Source organism: Haladaptatus sp. AB618, assembly GCF_024136965.1.
Taxonomy (GTDB): domain Archaea; phylum Halobacteriota; class Halobacteria; order Halobacteriales; family Haladaptataceae; genus Haladaptatus.
Window position 1 is genome coordinate 52434 of the sequence record NZ_JAMYJX010000013.1, and the last position, 23815, is coordinate 76248.

General features: G+C 57.4%; 24 protein-coding genes. 9 read left to right on the forward strand and 15 right to left on the reverse strand.

Translation table 11 applies throughout. From position 1 onward, the window contains the following. Positions 1–52: 52 nt before the first annotated feature. Positions 53–1351: a histidine--tRNA ligase gene (hisS, locus tag NKF26_RS22830; RefSeq protein WP_253229084.1), complete on the reverse strand. Its 1299-nt coding sequence runs from the start codon at positions 1349–1351 to the stop codon at positions 53–55. A 25-nt stretch (positions 1352–1376) separates the two neighbouring features. Next, positions 1377–2036 carry a diphthine--ammonia ligase gene (locus NKF26_RS22835; RefSeq protein ID WP_253234924.1) on the reverse strand — a complete coding sequence of 220 codons (660 nt, stop codon included), beginning with the start codon at positions 2034–2036 and terminating at the stop codon, positions 1377–1379. Between the two features lie 151 nt (positions 2037–2187). On the opposite strand from NKF26_RS22835, the gene dgoD reads away from it, so the two are divergent. Then, positions 2188–3336, forward strand: a complete 1149-nt coding sequence (gene dgoD, locus NKF26_RS22840) for a galactonate dehydratase (protein WP_253229082.1) — start codon at positions 2188–2190, stop codon at positions 3334–3336. A gap of 243 nt (positions 3337–3579) precedes the next feature. Here the strand turns inward: dgoD and NKF26_RS22845 are convergent, their stop codons facing one another. Further along, the gene (locus NKF26_RS22845) at positions 3580–4881 is read right to left on the reverse strand and encodes an orc1/cdc6 family replication initiation protein (RefSeq protein ID WP_082837686.1); all 1302 of its coding nucleotides are present in this window, start codon (positions 4879–4881) and stop codon (positions 3580–3582) included. A gap of 788 nt (positions 4882–5669) precedes the next feature. Between NKF26_RS22845 and NKF26_RS22850 the strand changes: the two genes are divergently transcribed. Further along, positions 5670–7154, forward strand: a complete 1485-nt coding sequence (locus tag NKF26_RS22850) for a glycyl aminopeptidase (RefSeq protein ID WP_253229081.1) — start codon at positions 5670–5672, stop codon at positions 7152–7154. Between the two features lie 20 nt (positions 7155–7174). Here NKF26_RS22850 and NKF26_RS22855 read toward each other — a convergent pair whose 3' ends face one another. Then, on the reverse strand, positions 7175–7369 hold the full coding sequence (locus NKF26_RS22855; protein WP_253229080.1) for a hypothetical protein: 195 nt from the start codon (positions 7367–7369) through the stop codon (positions 7175–7177). Between the two features lie 144 nt (positions 7370–7513). Further along, positions 7514–9181, reverse strand: coding sequence for an NAD+ synthase (locus NKF26_RS22860; protein ID WP_253229079.1), 1668 nt, complete (start codon positions 9179–9181; stop codon positions 7514–7516). A 395-nt stretch (positions 9182–9576) separates the two neighbouring features. Here NKF26_RS22860 and NKF26_RS22865 point away from each other — a divergent pair, with 395 nt between their 5' ends. Both NKF26_RS22865 and NKF26_RS22870 read left to right on the forward strand, forming a co-directional pair. Continuing rightward, positions 9577–10074 carry a PH domain-containing protein gene (locus NKF26_RS22865; RefSeq protein ID WP_253229078.1) on the forward strand — a complete coding sequence of 166 codons (498 nt, stop codon included), beginning with the start codon at positions 9577–9579 and terminating at the stop codon, positions 10072–10074. Between the two features lie 136 nt (positions 10075–10210). After that, on the forward strand, positions 10211–10573 hold the full coding sequence (locus tag NKF26_RS22870) for a hypothetical protein (RefSeq protein ID WP_253229077.1): 363 nt from the start codon (positions 10211–10213) through the stop codon (positions 10571–10573). A gap of 38 nt (positions 10574–10611) precedes the next feature. Here the strand turns inward: NKF26_RS22870 and NKF26_RS22875 are convergent, their stop codons facing one another. After that, positions 10612–10908: a hypothetical protein gene (locus NKF26_RS22875; RefSeq protein WP_253229076.1), complete on the reverse strand. Its 297-nt coding sequence runs from the start codon at positions 10906–10908 to the stop codon at positions 10612–10614. Positions 10909–11154: 246 nt separating this feature from the next. Between NKF26_RS22875 and NKF26_RS22880 the strand changes: the two genes are divergently transcribed. Together NKF26_RS22880 and glmU are read left to right on the forward strand one after the other, a co-directional pair. Further along, entirely contained in the window at positions 11155–11523 is a 369-nt protein-coding gene (locus NKF26_RS22880; protein ID WP_253229075.1) for a hypothetical protein, read from the forward strand. A 52-nt stretch (positions 11524–11575) separates the two neighbouring features. Then, a complete protein-coding gene (gene glmU, locus NKF26_RS22885; RefSeq protein ID WP_253229074.1) occupies positions 11576–12757 on the forward strand; it encodes a bifunctional sugar-1-phosphate nucleotidylyltransferase/acetyltransferase in 1182 nt (393 codons plus the stop codon). Between the two features lie 62 nt (positions 12758–12819). Here glmU and NKF26_RS22890 read toward each other — a convergent pair whose 3' ends face one another. The 9 genes from NKF26_RS22890 to NKF26_RS22930 all read right to left on the reverse strand — a co-directional run bounded on the left by NKF26_RS22890 (position 12820) and on the right by NKF26_RS22930 (position 20812). Next, a complete protein-coding gene (locus NKF26_RS22890; protein WP_253229073.1) occupies positions 12820–12999 on the reverse strand; it encodes a hypothetical protein in 180 nt (59 codons plus the stop codon). 178 nt (positions 13000–13177) lie between these two features. Next, on the reverse strand, positions 13178–14179 hold the full coding sequence (locus NKF26_RS22895; protein WP_253234925.1) for a helix-turn-helix domain-containing protein: 1002 nt from the start codon (positions 14177–14179) through the stop codon (positions 13178–13180). 375 nt (positions 14180–14554) lie between these two features. Further along, complete coding sequence (locus NKF26_RS22900) at positions 14555–15139, reverse strand: hypothetical protein (protein WP_253229070.1); 585 nt, start codon at positions 15137–15139, stop codon at positions 14555–14557. Between the two features lie 356 nt (positions 15140–15495). After that, complete coding sequence (locus NKF26_RS22905) at positions 15496–16410, reverse strand: glycosyltransferase family 2 protein (RefSeq protein WP_256487814.1); 915 nt, start codon at positions 16408–16410, stop codon at positions 15496–15498. A 45-nt stretch (positions 16411–16455) separates the two neighbouring features. Beyond that, a complete protein-coding gene (locus NKF26_RS22910) occupies positions 16456–17151 on the reverse strand; it encodes a hypothetical protein (RefSeq protein WP_253229068.1) in 696 nt (231 codons plus the stop codon). Beyond that, positions 17148–18395 (reverse strand): DUF58 domain-containing protein, encoded by a 1248-nt coding sequence (locus NKF26_RS22915; protein WP_253229067.1) that lies wholly within the window; start codon positions 18393–18395, stop codon positions 17148–17150. Before NKF26_RS22915 ends, NKF26_RS22910 begins: the two co-directional genes overlap by 4 nt. Then, positions 18392–18973, reverse strand: a complete 582-nt coding sequence (locus NKF26_RS22920) for a hypothetical protein (protein WP_253229066.1) — start codon at positions 18971–18973, stop codon at positions 18392–18394. Before NKF26_RS22920 ends, NKF26_RS22915 begins: the two co-directional genes overlap by 4 nt. Beyond that, positions 18970–19707, reverse strand: a complete 738-nt coding sequence (locus NKF26_RS22925; RefSeq protein ID WP_253234926.1) for a DUF4129 domain-containing protein — start codon at positions 19705–19707, stop codon at positions 18970–18972. The genes NKF26_RS22920 and NKF26_RS22925 overlap by 4 nt, the downstream gene beginning before the upstream one ends. Positions 19708–19873: 166 nt before the next feature. Next, positions 19874–20812 carry a glycosyltransferase gene (locus NKF26_RS22930; RefSeq protein WP_369682181.1) on the reverse strand — a complete coding sequence of 313 codons (939 nt, stop codon included), beginning with the start codon at positions 20810–20812 and terminating at the stop codon, positions 19874–19876. A gap of 508 nt (positions 20813–21320) precedes the next feature. On the opposite strand from NKF26_RS22930, the gene NKF26_RS22935 reads away from it, so the two are divergent. The 3 genes from NKF26_RS22935 to NKF26_RS22945 all read left to right on the forward strand — a co-directional run. After that, a complete protein-coding gene (locus NKF26_RS22935; protein ID WP_253234928.1) occupies positions 21321–21986 on the forward strand; it encodes a hypothetical protein in 666 nt (221 codons plus the stop codon). Then, positions 21983–22825, forward strand: coding sequence for a hypothetical protein (locus NKF26_RS22940; RefSeq protein ID WP_253234929.1), 843 nt, complete (start codon positions 21983–21985; stop codon positions 22823–22825). Before NKF26_RS22935 ends, NKF26_RS22940 begins: the two co-directional genes overlap by 4 nt. Positions 22826–22985: 160 nt before the next feature. Continuing rightward, on the forward strand, positions 22986–23815 hold an 830-nt coding region (locus tag NKF26_RS22945; protein WP_253234930.1), incomplete at its 3' end, for an oligosaccharide flippase family protein.

Consider the following 23815-nt stretch of genomic DNA (forward strand, 5'->3'; position numbering starts at 1 on the left):
TCGGACAGCGCTGTCGGTCGATTCCCGGACAAATAAAAAGAGGGAAACGACCCTACAGTCGATCGAGGACTTCCGAGATGACCTCGTCCTTCGGTACCTGTTCTTCCTCGCCGGAGTCCATGTTTTGGACCGTGACGACGCCCTCGTTCAGGTCTCGTTCACCGACGACGACGGTGTACGCTGCGTTGATGCGGTCGGCGTAGCCGAACTGCTCGCCGACGCTCCGACCGGTCAGGTCGGTTTCGACGGTTAGCCCTTCCGCACGCAGTCCCTTCGCGTACTCCATCCCGATTTCGCGCACGGAATCGGAAATCGTCAACACGTAGGCGTCGGTCGACAGTGCCTCGTCGGGCCACTGGTCCAGTTCCTTCAACAACTGCATCGTCGTGGAGTAGCCGAACGCGAACCCGATTGCCGGAACCTCGCGGCTCCCGAACTGCTCGATGAGGTGGTCGTATCTGCCGCCGCCGAACAGCGCGCGGAGGTCGCTCTCGGTCGAAAACGCCTCGAAGACGAGACCGGTGTAGTAGTCCATCCCGCGCACAATGGAGAGGTCGAAGGTACACATCGACTCGACGCCGTAGGCCGAAAGCACGTCGTAGAGGTCGTGCATGCGGTCGATCGCGTCGTCAGCCCCATCGCCCTCGGGTGCTTTGTTCGAGAGTTCGACCAGTGCGCTCTCCATGTCTCCACTGATGGCGGTGAGTTCGTCGATCTCCTCGGCGGTTTCGCGGTCCACGCCTTCGAGTTCGAGGTTGTCGAGGAACTCCTCGCGGCTGATCTTTTCCTTCTTGTCGATGACGCGCATTACGTCCTTACTTCCCTCCACGTCCATCGCGTTGAGTAAGGCATCCAGCAGTTGTCGGTCGTTCAGCCTGAACTCCACCGAGTCGGCGACATCGAGTTTCTCGTAGATGGTGGCCGCACAGGCGATGATCTCCGCGTCCGCCTCGACCGATTCGACGCCGAAAATGTCGATGTCGGTCTGGAAGAACTCGCGGTCGCGTCCCTTCTGGACCGCCTCGTAGCGCCAGCGTTTCGAGGTGTCGAACCACTTGATCGGCGTGCCGAGGTCCTTTCGCTGTTGGACCAACCGCGAACGGGTCGGCGTCTGTTCGGGGATGAGCGTGACTTCGCGTCCGCCCTTGTCCTCGAAGCTGTAGGTCTGTTCCACGATTTCGTCGCCCGACTTCACCCGAAAGAGGTCGGTGGGTTCGACGCTCGGCGCGTCGATCTCGCGGAACCCGAACTCGCGGGCCGTCGCCTCGACGGTGTCCACGAGTTCGCGCCACGCCGCCCACTCCTCCGGGTAGCGGTCGTAAAAGCCTTTGAGGCTCTCGAATTCGTCCATGGTTCGCGTATCGAAGGCGAGCGCTTTACGTTTGGCTATCTCGTGTGTCCCCCCGTTCGAGCTCGAACGTCGCGACGATGTCGTCGCCTTGTCGCTTCGAGCCGACGAGTTCGAGGTCGATCCGCGTTTCGAACGGCGGCCCATCGACCGTAACGGTGTGGTACTCCCCTCCTTCGCCCAACGGGTGAACACCGCGTTCGTGCAGGTGGTTCAGAAACGTCTCGTCGAGCGGCCGTCCGAGCCATCGCTCGTCGATCTCCGTCGAATCGAGTTTCGCGACGCGGGCCTCGAATCCCCTGTCCAGGAACGTCCGGTAGGTCGCGGTCGGTTCCCGACCCCAGAGCGGAAACACCGGGGTCATGCCGGTGTTGTCACAGATCGATTCGACCCATTCCCTATCGGCATCGACGTCCACGGTTCCGAACACGCCGTACTCCTCGTCGAGCGATTCGAGGACGTGTTCGAACTGTACTTCGTACGTCTCCCACGTCACCCGTCGTTGCACGAGCGTCGTCCCGACACTGCGGGCCTGTCGCTGGACGAGTTCGTGGTACGACCCGGCATCGCGGTCGTCCCCTCCGTCGACCATCATCGTGACGAACCGCGAGACGTCGTACTCGTCCAGCGCCAAATGCCACGCCAGACTGCTATCCTTGCCGCCGCTCCACGAGCAAAACGCGTTCATCCGTTCTCCGACGGTATCCGCCGCGACGTGTTGAACGGTTCCGTTCGCGGTCGTCCGGGGGCCCCGTCCGACAGACGGCGATTACCACCGCCGGATCGCGGTGTCTGTCGCGACCCAAAATCACTACCACCGCCCGCGACAACAGTCCGGCATGCGAATTACGGACTACGAACTGTTCGCCGTCCCGCCGCGTTGGCTGTTCCTTCGAATCGAGACGAGTGATGGACTCGTCGGTTGGGGTGAACCCGTCGTCGAGGGTCGTGTGAAGACGGTCCGCGGCGCAGTCGAGGAACTGATGGACGACTACTTGGTCGGCGAGGATCCGATGCCGGTCGAGGATCACTGGCAACGGCTGTATCGTGGCGGATTCTACCGCGGCGGTCCCGTTCTGATGAGCGCCATCGCGGGGATCGACCAAGCGCTGTGGGACATCCGTGGAAAGGCGTTCGGTGCGCCGGTGTACGACTTGCTCGGCGGCCCGGTCCGCGACCGGGTACGCGTCTACCAGTGGGTCGGCGGCGACCGCCCGGCGGGCGTCGCCGAGGCCGCTCGCGAGAAGGTGGATGCCGGATTCACGGCGCTGAAGATGAACGCGACGCCCGAACTCCGTCGAATCGACACGCCCGCGGCGGTCGATTCGGTCGGCGAGCGACTGGAGACGGTTCGAGAGGAAGTCGGCCCGGACGTGGACATCGGCGTCGATTTCCACGGGCGCGTGGCGAAGTCGATGGCGAAGCGACTCGCCGACGTCCTCGAACCGCACGACCCGTTCTTCATCGAGGAACCGGTGCTTCCGGAACAGAACGAGTTCCTCCCACAACTCGCGGCTCACACGTCGATTCCGATCGCGACGGGCGAGCGGATGTACTCCCGTTGGGATTTCAAGGAGGTGTTCGAATCGGGCGCAGTGGACGTGATTCAACCCGACCTCTCGCACGCGGGCGGAATCACGGAAACGCACAAAATCGCGTCGATGGCCGAGGCCTACGACGTGGCGCTCGCGCCACACTGTCCGCTCGGCCCGGTCGCACTCGCGTCCTGTCTACAGGTCGATGCCTGCTCGCCGAACGCGTTGATTCAGGAACAGAGCCTCGACATCCACTACAACGAGGGCGGCGACGTGCTCGATTATCTGGCCGACCCCAGCGTCTTCGACTACGAGGACGGGTACGTCTCGCTCCCCGACGCCCCCGGTTTGGGCGTCGAACCGGACGAGGAAACCCTGCGCGAGCGCGCCGGTCACGACGACTGGCACAACCCGGTCTGGCGACACGATGACGGCAGCGTCGCGGAGTGGTGACGGTTCGGTGTAATTCCGTTGCTTGCGTATCCATCCATCGGAAATGGTTGTGGTCACACACCAGTTGTAGAGTGTCTTGAGTCTCCTACGGAAGCAAGCTAAAGCAAAAAGCCACGATGTATTTAAAGAGATGATTTTTAGGAGTCGATTTTGTGACTAGTATCTAGTGTTCACACTACTTGAAGAGGTACTCCACACACAGATTTTGACGTTCGGAACTACTGTGCACAGAGAGGTTCAGGTTCACCAGTCTTGGACACGGCGTTGGTCGAGATTATCATTCAGTTCGGAAAATCGGTTATCGTCGATAAGGATATCGTACACGAGGTCAGAATCTTCGACAAGCCGATTGAGGAGATTGATGCCACCGGAACGACCTCGATTCTCCTTTTGGATGTCGATAAGGCCGAGAAATGCTTGCTCTTTCAAGATATCACGGAAGCGCCGCTCGGAGAGTGTGTCTAAATCGATTGTCCTGCAAATATTCGAATACTGGCGGTAGACGAGTTGTGTGGCGAATTCGTCTTGTGCCGAGTTGTTTGTGAGAATAGAGAGTGCTAAGAGCACTGCTTTTGCTTGTTGTGGAACCCCCTCGATAAGTTCCTTGAAGCGATCCTTTTCTGCTTCAGTACGCGCCTCTCGGACATGCGCTTCAGTTACCTGCTCTGCATCCTGCTTATATGCTAAATTGCCCGAATGACGAAGGATGTCAATTGCCTTTCGTGCATCACCGAAGTCCTGAGCCGCAAAAGCCGCACAGAGCGGGATAACGTCGCTCGTTAATACATCGGATTGGAATGCGTCTTTCCGGTTTTCCATGATCTGCTCCAACTGAGTGGCGTCATACGGTTGGAAGGCCATCTCCTTTGGCTGCAGACTCGACTTTACTCGTTCGTTCAGATCATCTGCCCATTCGATCTTGTTACTGATCGCGATAACTCCGATACGACAGGATGTGCTACCGGATTCACCGGCTCTAGACAGTTTCATCAATATGCTATCGTCAGTCATCAAATCTGCTTCGTCGAGGATGATGATGGCAACGTCATATTGGGAATCCAAGACTGTCCAGAGTCGCTCATAGTAGGCAGCAGTAGAGAGACCAGTTTCAGGAACTCGAAGCTGTGTTACATCCGGTTGGTTGTAATGGCGTGCAAGGGTCGAAACTGCTTGTGTCTCGGTGCTATGGGTTGAACAATCGACGTATGCTGTGCCAATACTGACCCCGTCTTTCGCTAACTCCTTTGCACGGGTTGTGACGTGGCGCGAAACCAGTGATTTCCCTGTTCCCGTTTTCCCGTAGATAATTACGTTTTCAGGTGAGTGCCCATTGACGGCACTTCGCAGTTCTTCCGCTAACATTCGAATTTCGTCATCTCGGCCGACGATCCGGTCGGCACTTGGGACGTGATCGATTTCGAGCAAGCCCTTATTTGAAAAGATGTTATCTTCTTGCTCGAAAATTTCACGAGCAACGTCGAACCCCTCACCACCATCTGTTCGTAGCTGGGATTGGTTTGGCTCGTTACCACGAGACTGGTTCATACACCAACTATTTGTAACAACTCACATATACCTCCTATGATATTATGGAGCCTCCTTTCCGACGTTAATTATTGTGATTATCGGCGTTGCAACGCATTTGGAGGCGTATTTGCAGTGGATTGTATTGAACTACGTTTCCGACGTATAGTCATCTGTTCTCCCCTTTGTTCCGATGTTTCTACCCGATTTAAGCGTTCTTGGGCTGTATTTCGATCTACTTTCCATTTATATATCATAACCTTGTTTCCGAAGTTTGAACCAGTTCTCCCCCCTCTTTTCCGATGTTCCCGAAATCTCATCGAAGGAATTCATTTTTCACTCCCTCCCCCCGTGTTTCCGACGTTATCCTCTAGTGGAGACTCTATACAGAGAACACCCACACCCCCCGTGTTTCCGACGTTTCTTCTAGCGACTTTCTAGACTTAGATTTCAATTAGAAAACACTCCCCACTCGTCTTCTAATTGCTGTGTGAGTGGAAACCAGTGACTTCAATTCCCTGTTCCGGTTAGTCATTGACTGCTTCCATAAAGAGACTCACATAGAATTTCGTAGAACGTCGGAAACGTGGGGGGCGTGTGCTTTCTTTTCTCCCAACAAAGAATACTGAAACTGACCTCCTAGAACGTCGGAAATGGGATTTCTCCATCTCACTTAAAAACTGTTTCCTTGGGAAACTCGGAAGTTCCGGAAACTCATCCTCCACTGCAAACCATCATACAACTTTGATCGACCCTGTTTTCGTTCAGGCGACGTATAACAAAACTCCATCCGGCCGACGAGGCTGTAAATGGGGTCCGTGGGTCTGGTTACCGGGAGGACAGTCGTACTACTACTCGTGCTGTCGCTCGTCGCTGGCACGTTCGCTCCGCAAGCGACGGCACAATCGTCGGGCAGACAGTCGTCAAGCGGGCCGCCAGCCGTTTCGGTTTCCATCGAGCGGCACGCGTCCCAATCCGGTACCGTTCGGTATCATCTCGATTTCGAGACACCCGACGACGGGAGCCACTTCTGGCTCATCAATTACACCGGAAACGTGGTGTCCTCGGATGGGTTCGTCAGCGACCAAACGGGGAACGGAAACCACGCACTCCGCTGGGACGGCGAGACTGACTCCCCGTCGATGACGATCACCACGAGCGTTCACTCCGGAAGCGGTCGCGAGTTCGCGGCGACCGACGACTGGGCGCTCGCACCGACGCCGAGGGTATCGGTTGCGTGGGAATCCATGGCCGCCGACGACTGGAGCTATTTTCACCCCCTCCAGGACGACTATCCGGATCGGAGCGTTTCGTTCGCCGATTCCGGCGTTCTCGGGTCGGCATTCACGTACGTCGGGAAGTACGACGAACACGTCCGTCACGCGGACGGGCAACGATTTCGGATGATCGTCGCGGCCGATGCGTCCCCCGCCGAGTCCCCCAAGTCGATTTTCGACTCGGTCAGCGCGGCGAGCAAACGGATTCCCGGCCAATCCCCGGACGACGTACTGATGTTCGTCCTCCCCGATCCGATCTGGCGCGGTGGGTACGCCTCGCCGAAGTACGGCGAACTATGGGTGCACGAAGACGCCCGTCTCGACGATCCGCAGAACCTCTGGTTACACGAGTATTTCCACACGCGACAGTCGTTCGAACTGGGCGATAAGATGGAGTGGTTTCGGGAGGCCAGCGCCGCCTACTTCGCGTCGGATTTGGCGATGAAGGAGGACGAAACCTCGAAATCCTCCGTTGTCGGAACGCTCTCGTCGAAATCGTACGACGCATCGACGCTCTCGAAACCGAGTACATGGGCCGACCGCGAGGTCCCGTACTATCGCGGGGCGCTCACCTTGTGGGTACTCGACGAAAAGATACAGCAGGCGACCGACGGGCGTCATAGTCTAATGGACGTATTTCATCGGATGAACGAACACAATGGGACGGTCACGTACGCCGATTTCCGGAATATCGTCGCCGATGTGGGCGGACGGTCGATGACACCGTGGTTGAACAAGCACGTCACGACGACCGCGAAACCACGGCTACAGGACCTCCAACAGGCCGACAATGCGGGATCGAACGTCGGCGGTGGTGATGGGTCACAGAAGGGTGGGAGCGCAAACAAACAATCCGGCGGTTTGAGCGGAATTCATTCCCCAGCAAAGACGGGTAACCTGTCTTCGACGCTCGTTTTCTGGGGAGGACTCGGGCTCGTCAGTTTGGTGTTCGGACTGACGGTGGCGCAGTACGCATCCGGTCTTGCGTCCCGGTTCCGCGGCGGAAAGGGGAAATAGGCCGGTTCTCCCATTTCGTCTTAGTGTGGCAGTTTCAGCAGCGTGGCCACGCCGACGAGTATCGTGGCGAGGATCTTGAGCCACACTTCGATGGCGGCCCCCCACACCTTCAGCAGTTCGCCGAGCCGACGCCACTTCGTCATCGAGTCGGCGGGCGATTCATCTCTCGAATCGTCTGACGGGGTCTCCCCCGTCGTCTCAGTACCGATTTTCATTCTCTGGATCGCCGATGAGAAGGATACGGCTCGAAGAAGCGACCTCCTCTCCGGAACTTAATTACACAGTATAGATATAAAAATCATTCTTCGTAAAATGGTGAATATTTTGCGAGCGGACGTGACACACTTCTCCGATTTCGTTCACTTCGGGAGGATGCTTTCGTACTTTGCCGCGAGCGGGTATCGCCATCCCACGCCGAACGCTTTCGGTGACACCTTGAGCACGGGAGCGGCCTGAAACCGTTTGTACTCGGATCGATGTAGCATCGAAAGTACTCGACGAACCGTTTCGCGGTCGTGTCCCGATTCGACCAGTTCGTCGGCGGTCAACCCTTCGTCCACGTACCCCACCAGAATCGAATCGAGAACCTCGTACGGTGGGAGGTCGTCCTCGTCGGTTTGATCCGCTCGAAGCTCCGCGGAGGGCGGCTTTTCGATGACGCGTTCGGGGATGGTCGTCTCGGATTCGTTCATCCGATTTGCAAGCCCGTAGACGAACGTTTTCGGGCAGTCCGCGATCGGAGCGAGTGATCCACACATATCGCCGTAGAGGGTGGTGTACCCGATGGCGAGTTCGCTCCGATTGCTGGTCGCGAGGAGGAGACGGCTCTGTTCGTTTGCGATCGCCATCAGCGTCGTCGCTCGAATTCGGGCTTGGACGTTCTCCTCCGTGACGCTCGGTTCCTCGTCGAGAACCGGTGCCAACTCCGTCTCGAACGATTCGAAGGTGTCCTCTATCGGTATGTCGAGGAAGTCGATATCGAGGTTGTCGGCGAGTTCGCGGGCGTCGATCTCGCTCTCGTCGCTGGTGTATCTGGTCGGCATGGCGACGCCGAGGACGTTCTCCGGGCCGAGCGCATCGACGGCCAGCGCGGCCGTCAGCGAGGAGTCGATACCACCCGAAAGCCCGACGATGACGTCCTCGAACCCCGTTTTGTGGACGTAATCCCTGATCCCAAGTGCAAGTGCCGACCGGATCTCTGCCGCTCCAACCGGGGGTTCGGGGGCGATGTTTACCGTCGCAGGCGATTCAGCGTCGAGTGGAACGTCGTAGACGGTGAAATCCTCCTCGAAGGCCGCGAGTCGGCATGCTATCGTCCCATCGGGTGCGACGACGAACGATCGGCCGTCGAAGATGAGCTCGTCGTTCGCACCGACCTGGTTCACGAAGACCAGCCACTTGCCGTGGTCGCTGGCGTGTGCGCCGAACAGTTGCTCTCGAAATTCTCCTTTCCCGCCGTAAAACGGACTGGCGGAGCTGTTCACGAGCAGATCCGCCCCCGCCGTTACGAGGTCTTCGATAGGGTCCTCGTCGTACTCCGGGCGCTCCCAGACGTCGGGTTCGTTCCACGCGTCCTCACAGATACTGACGCCGAGGTCGGTTCCGTCGCCGAGCGTGTGGAGCGGTTGGCTCGTCGCGGGTTCGAAAAATCGGTCCTCGTCGAACACGTCGTACGTCGGGAGGAGCCGTTTCTCGGTCCGACCGACGACCGTCCCATCGCGGCAGATCGCCACCGCGTTTTGCACTCCTTTCCCGTAATCGTCGGCGTTCCGCGCGACGAATCCGACGATAGCCGTGATGTCAGTCGCCTCCTCGGCGATCCGATTGAGAGCGGCGAGTTGTGTTTCGATGAACGACTCGCGTTTCACGAGGTCCTGGGGTGGATAGCCAACGAGCGCGAGTTCCGAGAACACGACGAGATCGGCGTTCTCCTCGCGTGCTCGACGGATTCCGTCCTTGATCTTCCGTTCGTTGTCCTCGATATCCCCGACGGTGTAGTTCGATTGTACCAGCGCGACCCGATGCATGTCAATATGTCCCACGGGGTAGTAGGGAGTCGAGTGGCAAAGGTGTGGTGTCGAAATTACGTTTTACGGTTGGTATGGATACTGGCAAAAGTGGTGTGTGGAATTTAAATGGCTCCATTACTGGCAATACCGGTTTCCTTTCCGTGATCGTGTGTACTCGTGATACCGCCCCACCCCTTGCCCACCGTATTCAGTGTCTCGGGTCATGAGGTACTCGGACGATTGTGGAAAGACACGCGATACGGTGAGGGGTGTGGCCGGAGGATAGCCCTTTTAGCTCATTATCTCGACGTCGTCATCGTCTCTCCATTTCGGCGGCCGAAAATAGTCCAGGCTCGTTTGCACGAACATCGCGGCAAACGTAAAGGTGCTTGCGCCCCTCGTTGTTTCATACCATGACGAAAGATTTGGACGTGTCGTGGCTTCACCTCACACCCGACGAGGAGGTTCTCTGGGCAGGTCACCGGAGTTTCTATCGGACGATTCCGTCGATTCTCGCCGGTATCGTCCTCGTTTTGATCGGTGTCGGTATCATCGGAAGCGGCTACTTCGGTTGGGCGAAGTGGCTCGGCGTTCTTCCGATTGTGGCCGGAATCGCGGTCGCCGTCCCACCGTTTCTCCGTTGGCGAAGCGAATGGTTCGTCCTCACGACCGAGGAGATATACCACAAGCGTGGCGTCTTCGCACAGGACGTGACACAAATGCGATTGGATCGTGTGCAGGATATTGCCTTCTCACAATCACTTCCGGAACGCATCTTCGATTACGGGACGGTGACGATACACACCGCTGGTACGTCGACGAACAATCTCGTTTTTGAGAACGTTTCCAACCCCCAATCTATCAACGGACTGTTGTCTGAACAGTTGGATAAAGTCTCTCCGCGGCAGTGATCTCTGAGTCGCTTATTTTCGACGTACAAACGTCGACAACAGTACATACGCGGTTTGAAACGATCTGAAACGGTGCACTACGAGTTTCTCCTTTTATTACCCCCCGGGGATATGGCCGAACCGAGGAAAGCGAAAAATGAGCCAAACTGACAGCGCCTCTCTTTGGACAGGTCCCCAAGAATTCGAGGGTTCTTTGAAGGCCCTCCTGGTTGCGGCACGCCGTGGTGCGGTCACGTTCGACCGCTCGTGGACGTTCCGCCGCGAGGACGATCATCCCGACCTCATGGTCGAAGTGACGCGACTGGCGAGTGACCCCGAGACCACACATACCTGTGGGGAGCACGCACCTACGATGGACGAAACGGAGTTCGAAACCAAACTGTCATCCCTACTCCGAGGCGCACATCGGTCCGGAATCGGCTTCGATCGTGCGTGGACCTTCCGGTGTGCTGATGGTCTCGACCTGATGGTTGAGATTACGCAACTCGCTAAACGGTGAAAAAGTCCTCTCCCTCCAAACGATCGATACCCCCGTTTTTACGCCGCTTCGATGTTCTGTAGCTCGCCGATCGGCTGTCGCTCCTCCGCAATCGGCTTGAGGCGGTCTACTTGGGGATCGAGCCATCCACCGACCCATTGGGTCTCGATGCGGAGATAATCTTCCGCGAAGGTTTTCACCAGTATGGTAAATCGGTCGTTCGTTCGGTCGATATCGTGCACGTGGCAATCGATAGTGACGTCACCGACGGTGACGCGGAGGGGGTCTTCGATTTCGAGGCCGACGAACGAGTCGACGAGATCGGAAACCTTGTGGCGGCTTTCGGTCGCACTCATTACAACTAGCGTTTCTTTCCCCATCTCTAAAAAGGGGGAATACGGTTTCACACTGTTCTATTCGTTTGTCGACAACAGGGAAACCGGTACCGTCTTGCGTTTCATCCGTTTTATCATAGAATATGTACCATTCTATCCATCCCTATATAAAAAGTGGGAGCACGAAGGTCAACATCTTTTACCGTGTCCTCGAAATGATACGTTAGAGATGGTTTGGGAGTGCCGCGACGTGAGCGAGGGAGAAGAATGAAGCAAGTTGCCAATCATAGGGTCAAGGAAGCTGACGGCTGTTACAGTGGTATTCCGATCCGTATCGAGGGTTATCGGCTCCAACGCAACGTCTACGGCGGGATCGAATGGTCGGATGGGGTTGAATCGGTGATCTGCCGTCGAGTCGGCGATCAGTGGCAAGCCCTCGTCGTTCGGAACGGGGAGACGCGAACGCTCTTCCCTGGACTCGGGTCACAAAACCACGCCCTGTGGTTGGCGCGTGAGTATCTGGAGTTCGGACAGACGTACGATGGTATGGATGTTTGGGAAGATCTCCCATCCCGAGAGCGGTCGAATCCGTTCCGTGACATGATTTCGTCCACGCAGAACTCGTTCCGCGTGTAGTCCGCTCGTTAGCCCGTGAATAATTATACGCCTTCTAGCGGAAGATACTGCTATGCAGGCAATCGTTCTGGCCGCAGGTGAGGGTACACGAATGCGACCGCTATCCGCATCGTGTCCGAAGCCCATGTTGCCGGTTGCAGAGGAACCACTTGTCGCTCACACGGCGCGCGCCGCCGTCGAAGCGGGTGCCGAAGAACTCGTTCTCGTCGTCGGCTACGAGGCTGACACCGTCCGGGAGTACTTCGGCGCGGAGTACGCCGGAATCCCGGTCAAATATTCGGTACAGGAAGAGCAACGTGGAACGGCCGACGCGGTTCGCGCGGCCCGTGAACACATCGACGGGCCGTTTGCCGTCCTCAACGGCGACAATCTCTATGATACTGCTGCCGTCAAACAGCTACTCTCGAACGGCCCCGGTGTGGGGACGTACCGAGTCGATGATCCTTCGAATTACGGCGTCATCTCGACGGATGGTGACCGTGCGACGGGTATCGTCGAGAAACCGGACGACCCGCCGACGGACCTCGCCAACACTGGTGCATACGTGTTCCCTGAAGAAGCGCGTGACTGGCTCGACGTTGGTGAGAGCGAACGCGGCGAGTTCGAAATCACGGACGTAGTGGAGCGCGTCATCGAGGAATACGACGTCACTGCCGTCGAAGTCAAACGATGGCTCGACGTGGGCCGCCCGTGGGAACTGCTCGAAGCGAACGAATGGAAAATCGGAGAGCTGGAACGCGATATCAGTGGGGACGTGAGCGATGGGGCCACGATCACGGGGGATGTAGTCGTCGAGGAGGGTGCAACGGTCAAATCCGGCGTCGTCATCGAGGGACCGGCGCTGATCCGTTCGGATGCAACCATCGGACCGAACGCGTACATCCGGGGTGCAACGCTCGTGGATGAAGGCGCAAAAGTCGGCCACAGCGTCGAGGTGAAAAACAGCGTCTTGTCGCCAGGTGCGACGGTCGGTCACCTCTCCTATGTCGGTGATAGCGTCCTCGGTCGTGACGTGAACTTCGGTGCGGGAACGAACGTGGCCAACCTCCGTCACGACGGTAAGTCGGTCAAACACACGGTGAAAGGTGACCGTGTTTCCACTGGACGGCGGAAGTTCGGTGTCGTCGTCGGCGACAACGTGAAAACGGGCATCAACACCAGTCTCTATCCGGGTGTCACGCTCTCGGAAGGTGCGATGACGCTCCCGAACGAGGAAGTCTCTCGGGACAAGTAACTCCGCGCTGTCTGTTATCTTCGGCTATGGAATGAAGTGAGAAGTAAAGGTGCGCGTTAGCACTACCGCATTTCCTCTCGGGCGAGGTCGGCTTCGGCGGGGTCGTTGGCACGTCCCTTCTTCACTTCGGTCGCAGTCATACATTCGAAACAGCCGTAGACTTCGTTTCGGTTGTTCCCGAACACGCGGGCGAATTGGGGGGTCACGAACGAACTGCAGTTACGACACTGTGTATCGGCCATCGTGCTACCGTCGACGTTTCGGGAACCGCTCATGTCTATCGACATTGTATCCCATGCTTCACAGGGTACCACTATTATTATCCAGCAATTAAGGAGGTGAAACTGACTGGAACAATGTCGAACTTCTGTAGTGTTCCAACCGTTTCACCTTGCCTGTGCGGGTTTTTTAAATATCGAACTAACTATACGAATCTTCTTCATGTGGCGACCGAGCACCGTTAGGTTTCGCGCCTTCGAGGTATACAATGTTGCCACGACCGACGCGCAATCGATTGATGTCACCCCTTTCTTCCATTCTGGAGAGCAGTCTGCTTACCTTCGACTTCGACCACCCGGTTTCCTCGACGATATCAACCTGTTTCATCCGGTCTCGATTATTGCGCAGGAGTTTCAACACTTGACCTTCGTCGGTGAGGATGTCTTCATCACCGTCGGCATCGCCCTCCTCTGATTTCGTTACCGGTATCGAGGTGGTTCCCGATTCGGGGACCGGTGTCGGTGGATCGGGGTCGTCACGACCGACCCGCCAGAGCAAGGCTGCAGCGCCGAAAATACCGATACCGACGACACCGACGAGCAGGAGTTGTATTCCCGAAAGACCGTTCGACTGCTGGTGTTTCGTTGCCGTCGTCGTTTTCGACGCTTGCGTAGTCGATCTCGCAACATTCGGGTTCATCGGCTCGGGATCCTTTGCATCGTTGACGCCGTCCCCATCGCTATCCGCCTTGTTTGGGTTCGTTCCGCTGAGTATCTCCTTTCCGTCGAGTATACTGTCGTTATCGCTGTCCTTGCTGACTGGGTTCGTTCCCCATTTGTTGACTTCCTCCCCGTCGTTGAGTCCGTCGCTGTCCATGTCCGAATCGTTGAGGGCGTCAGCTGGCCAGCCCTTTTTTTGTATTTTGTCGGCCTCGAACTCGTTCGTCAGGCCGTCTTGGTCGTAGTCTCCCCCTTTCGTGATGACCGTCTGGTTGATCGTTCGACTGTCGATGATCGGAACGTCGCTTCCGAACGTGGGTCTCAGTCGGAAATAGAGCGTCCGTTTTCCGGTTTCGCTCGCGTTGGTACCGTTGAGTGTGACGGTCGTGGTCGAACCGTTTCCGACGGTCGCACTTTGACAGACGACGCTGTGGGGGTCCTTGCCGTTGTAACTTTCCAGTAGACAGACCGAATACTTCGACACGTTCGAATTTATACGGAATTTTACATCGGCGGTGTACCGTTCGGACTGCCAAACGTACGTCGTCTCGTTCGTTTTCGTGACGACGGCATCTCCGGTTCGATGTATCGAGATAATCCGTCCAGTATCTGTCCCGTCCGTACCCCCTGCTGTTGCCGGAACCACGGCGACACCGACGACGAGGAAAACGACAAGGATAGTATGGATAACCAACCAAATATGGTTCCGGTGGCCGAACATTTGTTTCGAGTACGTAGTCGGACGCTTAGTTCCTTCGCCATATAGTTCTACGTCAGACAAAATTGATATGAATGCATTCTAAATTATAAAAACATATAAAAACTGTCTCACAAGACGATTCGTTTCGGACGTTTGTCGTTAACGGAGGGCGATCTGCATGGCGGATATCATCGCGTACAGTCCGACGACGAATGCACCGAGAAGGTTGGTCGATGCGGCCGAGACGAGCGGTGCGTTCAACCACGCTGCCGCGAACGTTCCCGCGCTGACTGCGGTTGCCCAGCGGTAGTAACTGAACCAACGGTCGTTATCCGACTCGATGTCGATTTCGGTTTCCGATGTTTCGGACTCGATAGACGGTTCGAGGTATGGATCGAATTCGTCGGCCAGATCGTCACGTTCGACGATTCCACGACTCTTGTTGTACTCGATGATGCCTTCGCTGTCGAGTTTCGGGAGATGCGACTGATAGAGTGCGATGTACACGCGTTGGCGTTCGTCCGAAGCGAGTGCTTGAACGGTGGTGTCGTTTTCCCATGCGGCGACTTGCTCCGCGAGGTCGCGCATTTCCACGGGGTTGTCGTGCTCTTTGAGATACCGTAGGGCGTGTCGCCGTCGTTGTGTCTGAAGGATGTGGAAGATCTTGTCCTTCGTGAGGTTTTCCGGTTCGTTCTCGTTCGGCAACGACGGGGCTTCAGAGAGAGTTTGCGTCGTAGCGCTCATGTTTCTTCGACGGTATCCAGACGGGGACACATCATAAAATAGACCGACCCTCTCGCTTTCTTGCACGCCGTTGCATTCCGTTTACGTCTTGCGATTGTACGGTTTGAACGGAGTGAACCCACCGCGAATATATGCCTCTTCGGAGATATTTTATCGTGGGAACAAAATGCGTGCTATTGTCTAACTACCTGACAGTGATTGAAACAGCGTTAGCACCGTGAACGATACGATCACTACTCCCGTCGATTGGGTGGGTGTCAACCATCCAAGCGGGCCGAATCCAAGGATAGTACCGCCGAACAGAATCGTCGAGAGTACCGAGAGGGCCAGATAGTAGTGTGCGTATCGTGGTCGTGTCATCCGATATTTGCTTTAACTCCCTTGTAGACGTTCATCAGCAAGCCGGGTAGCTGTCGTACTTCCGGTTTACGCGACCGGCGAAGGTACCGGAACCCCGTCCTGAGCTGTCCTTCGTTCAGGAAGTGTCTAGCCAGAATGTAGTGATGCGCTCCAGTCACGTCTATTCCCTGTCGTTCTAGTTGCTCGACTTCTTTTGTGAACGTCCGACGGTAGTGTTCGTCAGCTTTTGCCACCGAATCCGCCGACGGTGACCCCGTCTCGTAGCGGAGGAGGAGCGTTTCGTTCACGCAGGCGAGTTTCCCGTGTTTGAGGACTCGGATGAGGAACTCAGGGTCCTGAAAGCGGGTGAACGACTCGTCGAACCCGTTGATTTCCCGGACGACCTCGCTCTTCACGATGAGCGTCGATCCCGCACTGGTGTGAAGATCGTCGCTCAACACCAGCCCGATGAGTTCCTTACCGCCCTCCGCACCTTCTGCTTTGTTTCGACGTGAAATGAACTCCGTCACCCATTTTATCGCCGGGTTCTGTCCGCCCGGGTGGACGGTTTCCGCCTTACAGTATGCCGCGACCCACTCGTCGGAGCGAAGTTCGAGGGTGAGAACTTGTTTTTCGAGTTTCGTGGGTAGCCACACGTCGTCCGAGTCGAGAAACGCCATGTATTCGCCCTCGGCATGCTCAATTCCCGTGTTTCGTGCGGCACTCGCACCCTGATTTTCGTCGTGTTCGAAGAACCGTATTCGGTCGTCGTCGTACGAATCGACGACCGAGGCTGTATCGTCGTCCGATGCGTCGTCGACGATGATGAGTTCCAAATCCTCGAGCGTCTGTGAAAGAACGCTCTCGACGGTTCGAGGCAAAGAATGTGCACGGTTGTACGTCGGAACGATAACACTCACAGTCGGGGCCATTCGTTGCTCGTAGGTCCGTTCCCGCTGTGCTTTATTATCGACTTACTAATCGTGGAGGGCCACAGCGAGGAGGACGATCGCGACCAGCAGGAGCACCAGCGACGCCAAGGAGAGACCCGATGGCCCGACTCCTCCCGAGAATTTCGCCGCCTCGACCGCGACGAACGCGACGACTCCGCTCCCGACGATGTGAACGAGTTCGATCTCCCGCGTATCGCGTCCGCGACCGAGATGCTCCCCGACGTTGATGGCGTGTTCGCCCGCGTCCCACGCGACGACGGTTGCGGCACCCGCCACCAGTAACGTCCCGAGCGTTACCGCGTTGAAGATACCGGACGCGAGTACGCCGATGAAGACGAGTGCAGTACCGACTTTCACGAGCGTGCGCGACCCCGTCCCACGCACCGGTACGAGTGCCAGCGCGAGCACGAAGACGCCGATAAGCCCCGGAATCAACCGGATGAATCCGCTCAATCTAGCGATTCCGGCGGACGCGACGGCGAGCGCACCGACGACTCCGGCGACACCGACGACCCCGACCAACGCGCCCGAGATGAGCCACTCACGTCGCCAGAGACCGACCCCACCGGCGAGGGCAGCGACACCGGCGAGTTCGAGGACGAGTGCGAGTGATGACGCGCCGAGCTCCCACATCGCGAGCAGTGCGATACCGACTGCGAGCGCGCTCGCGACGCGTGTCGGTCGTTGGGTCGCAGTCGTGGTTCCGGTTACCGTGCTCATGCGTGTACCCTCCGTGGACGATTCAGCAATGCCGCGGCGAGCGGCGTCTCCGGATCCCACTCGATGACCGGAATATCCGCCTTTCGAAGCGCACTGAGTCGGTTTCTCCGTTCGACGCCAGCGAGCCGTTGGCCGACGCTTTCCTCGTCGGTTACGTCGGGGCTGATGACGCTCACGGGATGTCCGTACGCGTCGAGGCGACGCGCCGTCTCGATAATGGTTTGGTCCGAGAGCGGGGAGAGCAACACCACTTGTGCTGCGCTCGGAAGCCGCATACGGAGCTGTTCGAGCTGTTCCCCGTGGTCCGCTTCTTCAGTCGGCGGAAACGATGCGAACGCGGTATGTGTCGCAAGCAACTGTTGGGCATTCGCTCGATGTGACCGTCCCGCACCGGGTTCCAACCAGCACATCTCGCGGCCGAACGCCGCGAGACCGACGAGATTACGATCACGATGCAGCGACGCGAGCAGCTGTTCCGCCGCGGAAACGCTGTACGCAACCGCGTGTGGTTCGTCCGTTGCAGCCCGGTAGGCGACGGCCCGTGCGTCCACGAGGACGACGACCGTCGCGGCGTTCTCCTCGCGGTATTCGACGGTCGTCAAGGAGCCGGTTCGAGCGTATCGATTCCAGTCGATGCGGTGCATGGCGTCTCCGGCACGATACTCGCGGGTTCGGTAAAATTCGATGCCGCTCCCCCCTTTTTGCGCGACGATGCGACCGACCTGGTCGAGCGTCTTGTCCCGGAGCGAACTATCGGTCTCGGTCCCGGTACAGTCGAGTTCCGTATCCGCAGCCACGGTCGTTTCCACCTCGTGTGCGCCGCTCAGATCACGGGCGACGACGACGGCGGGTTCGAACGGGTGTTTCCCGTGTTTGGCTTGTACCCGATACGAAAAACTCACCGAGCGACCGGGCCAGAAGGCGACCCCTTTCCGCGGAGAACCACCGGAAACTGAGAGCAGTGCAGGTACTCCGTCCACGATGCGAACGTCGGGGAGGAACCCACCCTCGTTCGTCACCGTCACCGTTACCGTGACCTCGTTTCCAGGTCGTGGTGTACTGTTGCTGAGTCGACGTTCGAGTCGAAGGTTCGGCTCTGGCTCCCCCAAGACGCTCGGGTACGCCGCAAAGACGACGCCGATCACGCCGAGCAAAAGCATCGATGGACGGTTGACGGCGAGACCGACCGCACCGGCGGCGAGGGAGAGCGCGATGACACCGCGCCAACGATGTGTTTCGGTCATAGTCGCTCACCCCTGTCCGCGATCTCCATGGCGGTGCGGCGAGCGCAACGCTGGTGCCACGACCGACCGGTCAGGACGGTAGAAACACGGCTCCCGGTACCCACTCCCGAGACGTTGGTACCGCCAAGATAGGCCGCTACAGTCGGGTCGTCAGTCCACTCCCCCGATTCGACCAACTGTCGAGCATCCTTTCGAGTGCAGTTTTCGGCCCGCATCACGGTTTCGACGGCCGCCGCTCGAAGCCGTTTTTCGACGCTGCGCCGGTGCTTGCGACCGACGAACGGGAGTCGGAAGGACCACGACCCGATGGTCTCATCGAAGTCGTTTCCCGCGGGAGGAACCGTCACTGGCTCTTCGGGGGTGGGCATGTCGGCTTGAACGAGATTTCCGTCCCTACCGGAACCGAGGACGGGAATCGCCACGAGCAGGCCGAGCGTGCCGATGGCGACGACGAGCAGATAGTCGTTCCCGAGCGTCGCTACGAGCGAGTTAATCGGTATCGCGTTCGCACCGCCAGCGACCACGAAGACGAGCGCGAGCACTCCGACGAGTCCGAGCATGACACGGCGCCCGTTCATGATCCCACCCCGAGTCTGTCGGTTCCATGGTGTATTCGGGCGAGTCGGTCGTCAGTGATCGGTTCTCCGCCATATCGAACCTCTTCGAACGTGCGCGTCAGGGTACGAACAGCGTCCTCGTCGCCACCCGCGTCGATGGCCTCGCGTGCACATTCTCCGGGGGTTTTGGTGTGCGGTCGATCGACGCCGAAGCGTTCGACCATCGCCCACCACGCCTGTTCGATTTCGTTCGACGGGTCAGGCGTCGGTGCCGGTGTTGGTGTTCGTTCGTATCCCCCGGCGTTCCGCTCGTCCGACCCGCCGAACAGTCGGTTGCGGAAGCGAACGCCGGCCGCGACGCCGCTGACGATGACGAAGACCGGAACGATCCAGACCAACCATTGAACGAGTTTCCGGAGCAGCGCGAGGAGTTCGTCGAGGAACTCCATCTTCTGCCACGATGAACTCGACTTCGAGTGTTTTGCTTGCTTGTTCGCGCTGGATTGACTTTGTTGCTGGTTCGACTGCTGTCGCTGTTGATCGTTTGACTGTGATGCTGTCGGTGCTCCCTTCGATTGAGCTTCCCGTTTCAACTCCCCTGCGTCGGCCGGGTTGATGGGAAGTGACTTGTAATTGATATCGATGACGTCGTCGGGATTGGTGTGAACCGCCTTCCCGAGCGTCGAAGCTGACGTGCCGATGGCGAAGATACAACACAACGCGATGCCCGCTGCGAGGAGTCTATCCGTGTTCATTTGGTATCCCCGTCGGTAGTTGGGTATCCGGTTCCACCGGTAACATGGATAGTGTATGGGTCCTTACCGGGTTAATTATAGACCTCGTAATGGATCAGTAGGCGCACCAGTACTCCGAAAAAAGACCGTTTCAACCCGTTGCAGAAGTAACAATTAGTTGATGTTTTTACCGAGAATCCGCCACTTTCGAACCGCGATCAGCGAGCACTCGGTCGTACACATCAACGATCGAGTCGGCCATTTCATCGACGCTCAGTCCGTCTATTGCAGTTCGTCCGTCCGAAGGGTCACCCCGGGTGAGCACGTCTTCGACCGCGGAAACCAGTTCACTGTCAACGTCCGAGACGGTACAGTTCGAAACGCCGTCGAGCACCTCACGAACGAACCCGACATCGGTCGAGATTATCGGCAGGTTACATGCCGCGGCCTCCTTGACGACCATCGGTCCGGCCTCCCGTTTCGAACTGACGAGGAGGACGTCGCTCGCGTTCATGTAGTACGGGATTTCCTCGTGTGGAACGCCGGACACCGCACGCAGGTCGGCATCGACGTCGGCCTGCTCGACGATGCGTTTCGCCCGCGCGAAGTCCTTGACGTCCCGCGAGGTGTCGTACGGAAAGAGGACGATGGGGACGTCGGAATCCCAGCCGATACGTTCGCGGGCTTCCCGCTGTGGGATCGGTCGAAAACGTTCGGTATCGACGCCGAACGGGATGAGCGAGTGGGGGCCGGAGTAGTTGGCGGCCATCGCTTTCGTCGGCAGGATAACCGCATCCGCTTGCCGCGCAACTGCCGTACTGAGACGGGGGAGCCACCCGTTTTCGCTCATCAGGTCGGTTCCCCAAAACGTGATCACGAGCGGGCGAATGGGTTGAGCGAGCGCGAAGGGGGTGACGAGGCCGTAGTTCGCGTGGACGAGGTCGTACTCGGAGAGCGAATGACGGAGTACCGTGGGATAATAGCGTAGATAGTCGGTTATCGAACGGCCACCCTCCGCCGGACGAGGGACCGTTACCGTCGTGCACTCGATGTTTCGTTCCTCCAACTCTCGAATCTGGAGGTCGAAGAACGGACGCGGTGTCGTGACGAGTTGTAACACCTTCATTCTCTCGTGTCGCTCGACTCGGGTGCCGTCCGTTCCGATAGACGTCATTCTCTGTCGTATCGATGCTCCATGCGGCTTTTATTATATACCGACTAAGCATCGTGAACACGGAATCGGTGCTCGGAAGGGATTTTTGTTTTTGATTTAATGATGTCATATATATGTATTTGAATTCTGGTATAGTGATTGACCTGACTGTTGGATATGACTGATGATTTTTCGACTCGTTTTTGGGCCTCATCGATTGTGTGGTGAGTTACCATAGTCATGGGACTTAAAGAATGGAACTACTAAGCCACAGACTTTGGCCAAAAGGTTCTAATATAGATTATTGTTGACCGTCAGAACTGCCAACGTACCTGTCTTCCGGTACATCGGGATGGGATTCCTCTCTCACGACGGTTGTCAGTAAACGCTGGGATTCAAAATGACTCAAAAAATCGACGCACATCAATCAAGCGACAATAACGATAGAAGATCGACGCACGGAGCATCACGACGTACTTTCATGAAGGGGGTGAGCGCAGCGGGGTTATGTGCGATCGGGGCACGAACGATGTCCGGTCGAGCGAGTGCGCAGATCCCATACGCTGACGACTACGATACGGTTGTTAACCTCGTAGAAGACGGTGGTGCCGACCCCAACAACGGGGATTCCATCACACCCGTCCTTCGCGAGTATGCGGACGATGATACGCTTCTCTATCTCCCATCGGGCCGCTACTACATGGACGAGCAGTTCCGGCACACCGGATTCGACAACTTCGGAATCGTCGGAGAAGACGACACGACCATCGTCCCAGCAAACTACTTCGATTTCAACGACAGGGATTGGAACTACCGGCTCTTCCGCCTCGGTATTTCCTACAATCCCGGGAGAGATCTCCGTGTCGAGAACCTCAATATCGACCAAACAGCGGACGATACCGGAATCCGCGTCATCGAAGCAGCCGTCGATGACGGTCTCCTCGTCCGCGACATCGACATTAAGGGCAAACACGACAGCGGAACGTGGGGGCCAGGTCGGTTCGTCATTACTGATTCCGACGGAACGGGTGTCGTCGAGCGGTTCCACGCACCGGACGGCGGCGCATGGGAAAAGAACACCCCCGGGGACCGACTCTGGCGGGGCCCACCGGTATCATCTGCAACCACTACAACCGCGGCCGAATGACGTTCAAAGATTGCAGTCTCGGCGGCTTCCCGGACAACGGTCTGTATGCCGCCAACGGTTCGGGAAAAATCGTCATCGACGGAGGACACTACGAGAACAGCCAGACAGCAAGCCTCCGAATCGGTGGTGAGAACAGCATCATCAAGAATGCGACCGTATCCGTGAACGAGAGCGATGGGAAGTCCAACCAACACGCGATTCGCGTCGAGAACACGAATTACATCCGTATCGTGGACTGTGATGTCGAGGTGATCGACCCGAACGGCCACGCCATCAAGTCGATGGACGTCGGACTGCTAAGCGTCGATGGGTCGACCGTTCGAACCGCTGGAGACGACGTCGTGCACGCGTTGGTACTGCAGGGTAGAACCGACAAAGCGCGAATCAAGAATTCGACGTTCGTCCACGATGCGGACGGTGGTTTCTCGATATGGATTCACGACGGTGACGACCAAGTCTTCGTCGAGAATTCGAAATTTACTGGAGACGGAGGTCACGTTAGCGCACGTGCCGCCATCCGCTGTGACCGAGACGACTGCGAGTTCCGGAATCTCGACGTCGAGCAAACCGGTTCGTCCCGTCGCCGGTCACTCGAAATCACCAGCGACGACTGTCTAGTCTACGATGGAAGTTACATCGGGGAGATGACACCGATAATCGACGCTGGAAGTAGTACGTGGATACAGAGTATCTATTCAGAAGCGGTCAACGGCTCCGCTGGGCTTCGACTCACCGACAGCAGCAGGGACGTGTACATCAAGAAGAACACCATCGTCAACGGTATCGACGACCGTGGCAGCTACGGACTCGCTGGCTGGGGCAACGACTTTAGCGCATAAACAGCGATCCCGGACAACCGTCCTATCCGGTCATTCTCATCGTATTATCACCGACACCATCCGATCTAGTTAGTGTATAATAAAGCCCCTTTGGTGGGAAATGGATATCGAGTGTCATCCGAAGAAGACCCCGGTGAAGAGAACGTAGGGTGGTAATTTCGTGCAACGAAGCATGATGAGCGGTCTGCTCTCTGTTGCGGGGACGAAAGTGCTTACTCTGATTATCGGGCTCATCACGACACCGATACTGTATCGGTTGCTCGAACCGAAAGGAGTCGGCATCTACACCACCGTTCTCTCGGTGTTTTCGATGTTCATGATACTGGTGAGCTCCGGCATTACCGATGGGGTTCGTAAATTCCTCGCCGAGGACAGGGATATGGACTGCTGGGAGGAGCACGTCGTCGGGTTTTACTTCAGACTCGCCCTGTTGCTTTCCGTCGCCGGATCGATCGTCCTCGCGCTCTGTGCGTGGTTTGGACTGGTCAAGCAGGTGTTCGGTCCCGACTTCGAGCCGTACTTCTACATCCTCGCGCTCCTCGTCATGACACAGCAGTTCCGTGCGTATTCCCGACGGACGCTGATGGGGTTCGGGCTGGAACGCTACTCGGAACCGTTGAAAATCGTTCAACAAGTCGTGTTCCTCGCCGTCGCGCTCCCGTTGGTCAAACTCGGCTTCGGTGTCGGTGGTGCGCTGGCCGGGAAGATAGTGGGAGGTGCGCTCGTCGCGGTCATCGGGATGATACTGGTCACGAGACAGGTGTCACTCAGCGGCGTCGTTCGAAAAACACCGAACGAATTCCCGAGGCGGACGATGTTGACGTTCAATTCGTTGTCCATCGTCCTCATCTTCCTCCTCATGTCGCTGTACCACGTCGACATCCTGATGCTGCAACTGATATCGGGAAGTAACGAGCAAGTCGGGTACTACCGTGCCGCGCTAAAGCTCGCGGAATTCCTCTGGTTCATTCCGATGGCTCTGCAAACCGT

Coding starts and splice junctions, on each gene's coding strand:
- NKF26_RS22850 (WP_253229081.1), top strand. CDS start 5,670: ATGGGGTCCGTGGGTCTGGTTACCGGGAGGACAGTCGTACTACTACTC.
- NKF26_RS22875 (WP_253229076.1), bottom strand. CDS start 10,908: ATGAGTGCGACCGAAAGCCGCCACAAGGTTTCCGATCTCGTCGACTCG.
- NKF26_RS22905 (WP_256487814.1), bottom strand. CDS start 16,410: ATGGCCCCGACTGTGAGTGTTATCGTTCCGACGTACAACCGTGCACAT.
- NKF26_RS22910 (WP_253229068.1), bottom strand. CDS start 17,151: ATGAGCACGGTAACCGGAACCACGACTGCGACCCAACGACCGACACGC.
- NKF26_RS22925 (WP_253234926.1), bottom strand. CDS start 19,707: ATGAACACGGATAGACTCCTCGCAGCGGGCATCGCGTTGTGTTGTATC.
- NKF26_RS22890 (WP_253229073.1), bottom strand. CDS start 12,999: ATGGCCGATACACAGTGTCGTAACTGCAGTTCGTTCGTGACCCCCCAA.
- NKF26_RS22920 (WP_253229066.1), bottom strand. CDS start 18,973: ATGAACGGGCGCCGTGTCATGCTCGGACTCGTCGGAGTGCTCGCGCTC.
- NKF26_RS22835 (WP_253234924.1), bottom strand. CDS start 2,036: ATGAACGCGTTTTGCTCGTGGAGCGGCGGCAAGGATAGCAGTCTGGCG.
- glmU (WP_253229074.1), top strand. CDS start 11,576: ATGCAGGCAATCGTTCTGGCCGCAGGTGAGGGTACACGAATGCGACCG.
- NKF26_RS22935 (WP_253234928.1), top strand. CDS start 21,321: ATGAAGGGGGTGAGCGCAGCGGGGTTATGTGCGATCGGGGCACGAACG.
- NKF26_RS22940 (WP_253234929.1), top strand. CDS start 21,983: ATGACGTTCAAAGATTGCAGTCTCGGCGGCTTCCCGGACAACGGTCTG.
- NKF26_RS22865 (WP_253229078.1), top strand. CDS start 9,577: ATGACGAAAGATTTGGACGTGTCGTGGCTTCACCTCACACCCGACGAG.
- NKF26_RS22845 (WP_082837686.1), bottom strand. CDS start 4,881: ATGAACCAGTCTCGTGGTAACGAGCCAAACCAATCCCAGCTACGAACA.
- NKF26_RS22860 (WP_253229079.1), bottom strand. CDS start 9,181: ATGCATCGGGTCGCGCTGGTACAATCGAACTACACCGTCGGGGATATC.
- NKF26_RS22870 (WP_253229077.1), top strand. CDS start 10,211: ATGAGCCAAACTGACAGCGCCTCTCTTTGGACAGGTCCCCAAGAATTC.
- NKF26_RS22915 (WP_253229067.1), bottom strand. CDS start 18,395: ATGACCGAAACACATCGTTGGCGCGGTGTCATCGCGCTCTCCCTCGCC.
- NKF26_RS22900 (WP_253229070.1), bottom strand. CDS start 15,139: ATGAGCGCTACGACGCAAACTCTCTCTGAAGCCCCGTCGTTGCCGAAC.
- NKF26_RS22855 (WP_253229080.1), bottom strand. CDS start 7,369: ATGAAAATCGGTACTGAGACGACGGGGGAGACCCCGTCAGACGATTCG.
- NKF26_RS22880 (WP_253229075.1), top strand. CDS start 11,155: ATGAAGCAAGTTGCCAATCATAGGGTCAAGGAAGCTGACGGCTGTTAC.
- dgoD (WP_253229082.1), top strand. CDS start 2,188: ATGCGAATTACGGACTACGAACTGTTCGCCGTCCCGCCGCGTTGGCTG.
- hisS (WP_253229084.1), bottom strand. CDS start 1,351: ATGGACGAATTCGAGAGCCTCAAAGGCTTTTACGACCGCTACCCGGAG.
- NKF26_RS22930 (WP_369682181.1), bottom strand. CDS start 20,812: ATGAAGGTGTTACAACTCGTCACGACACCGCGTCCGTTCTTCGACCTC.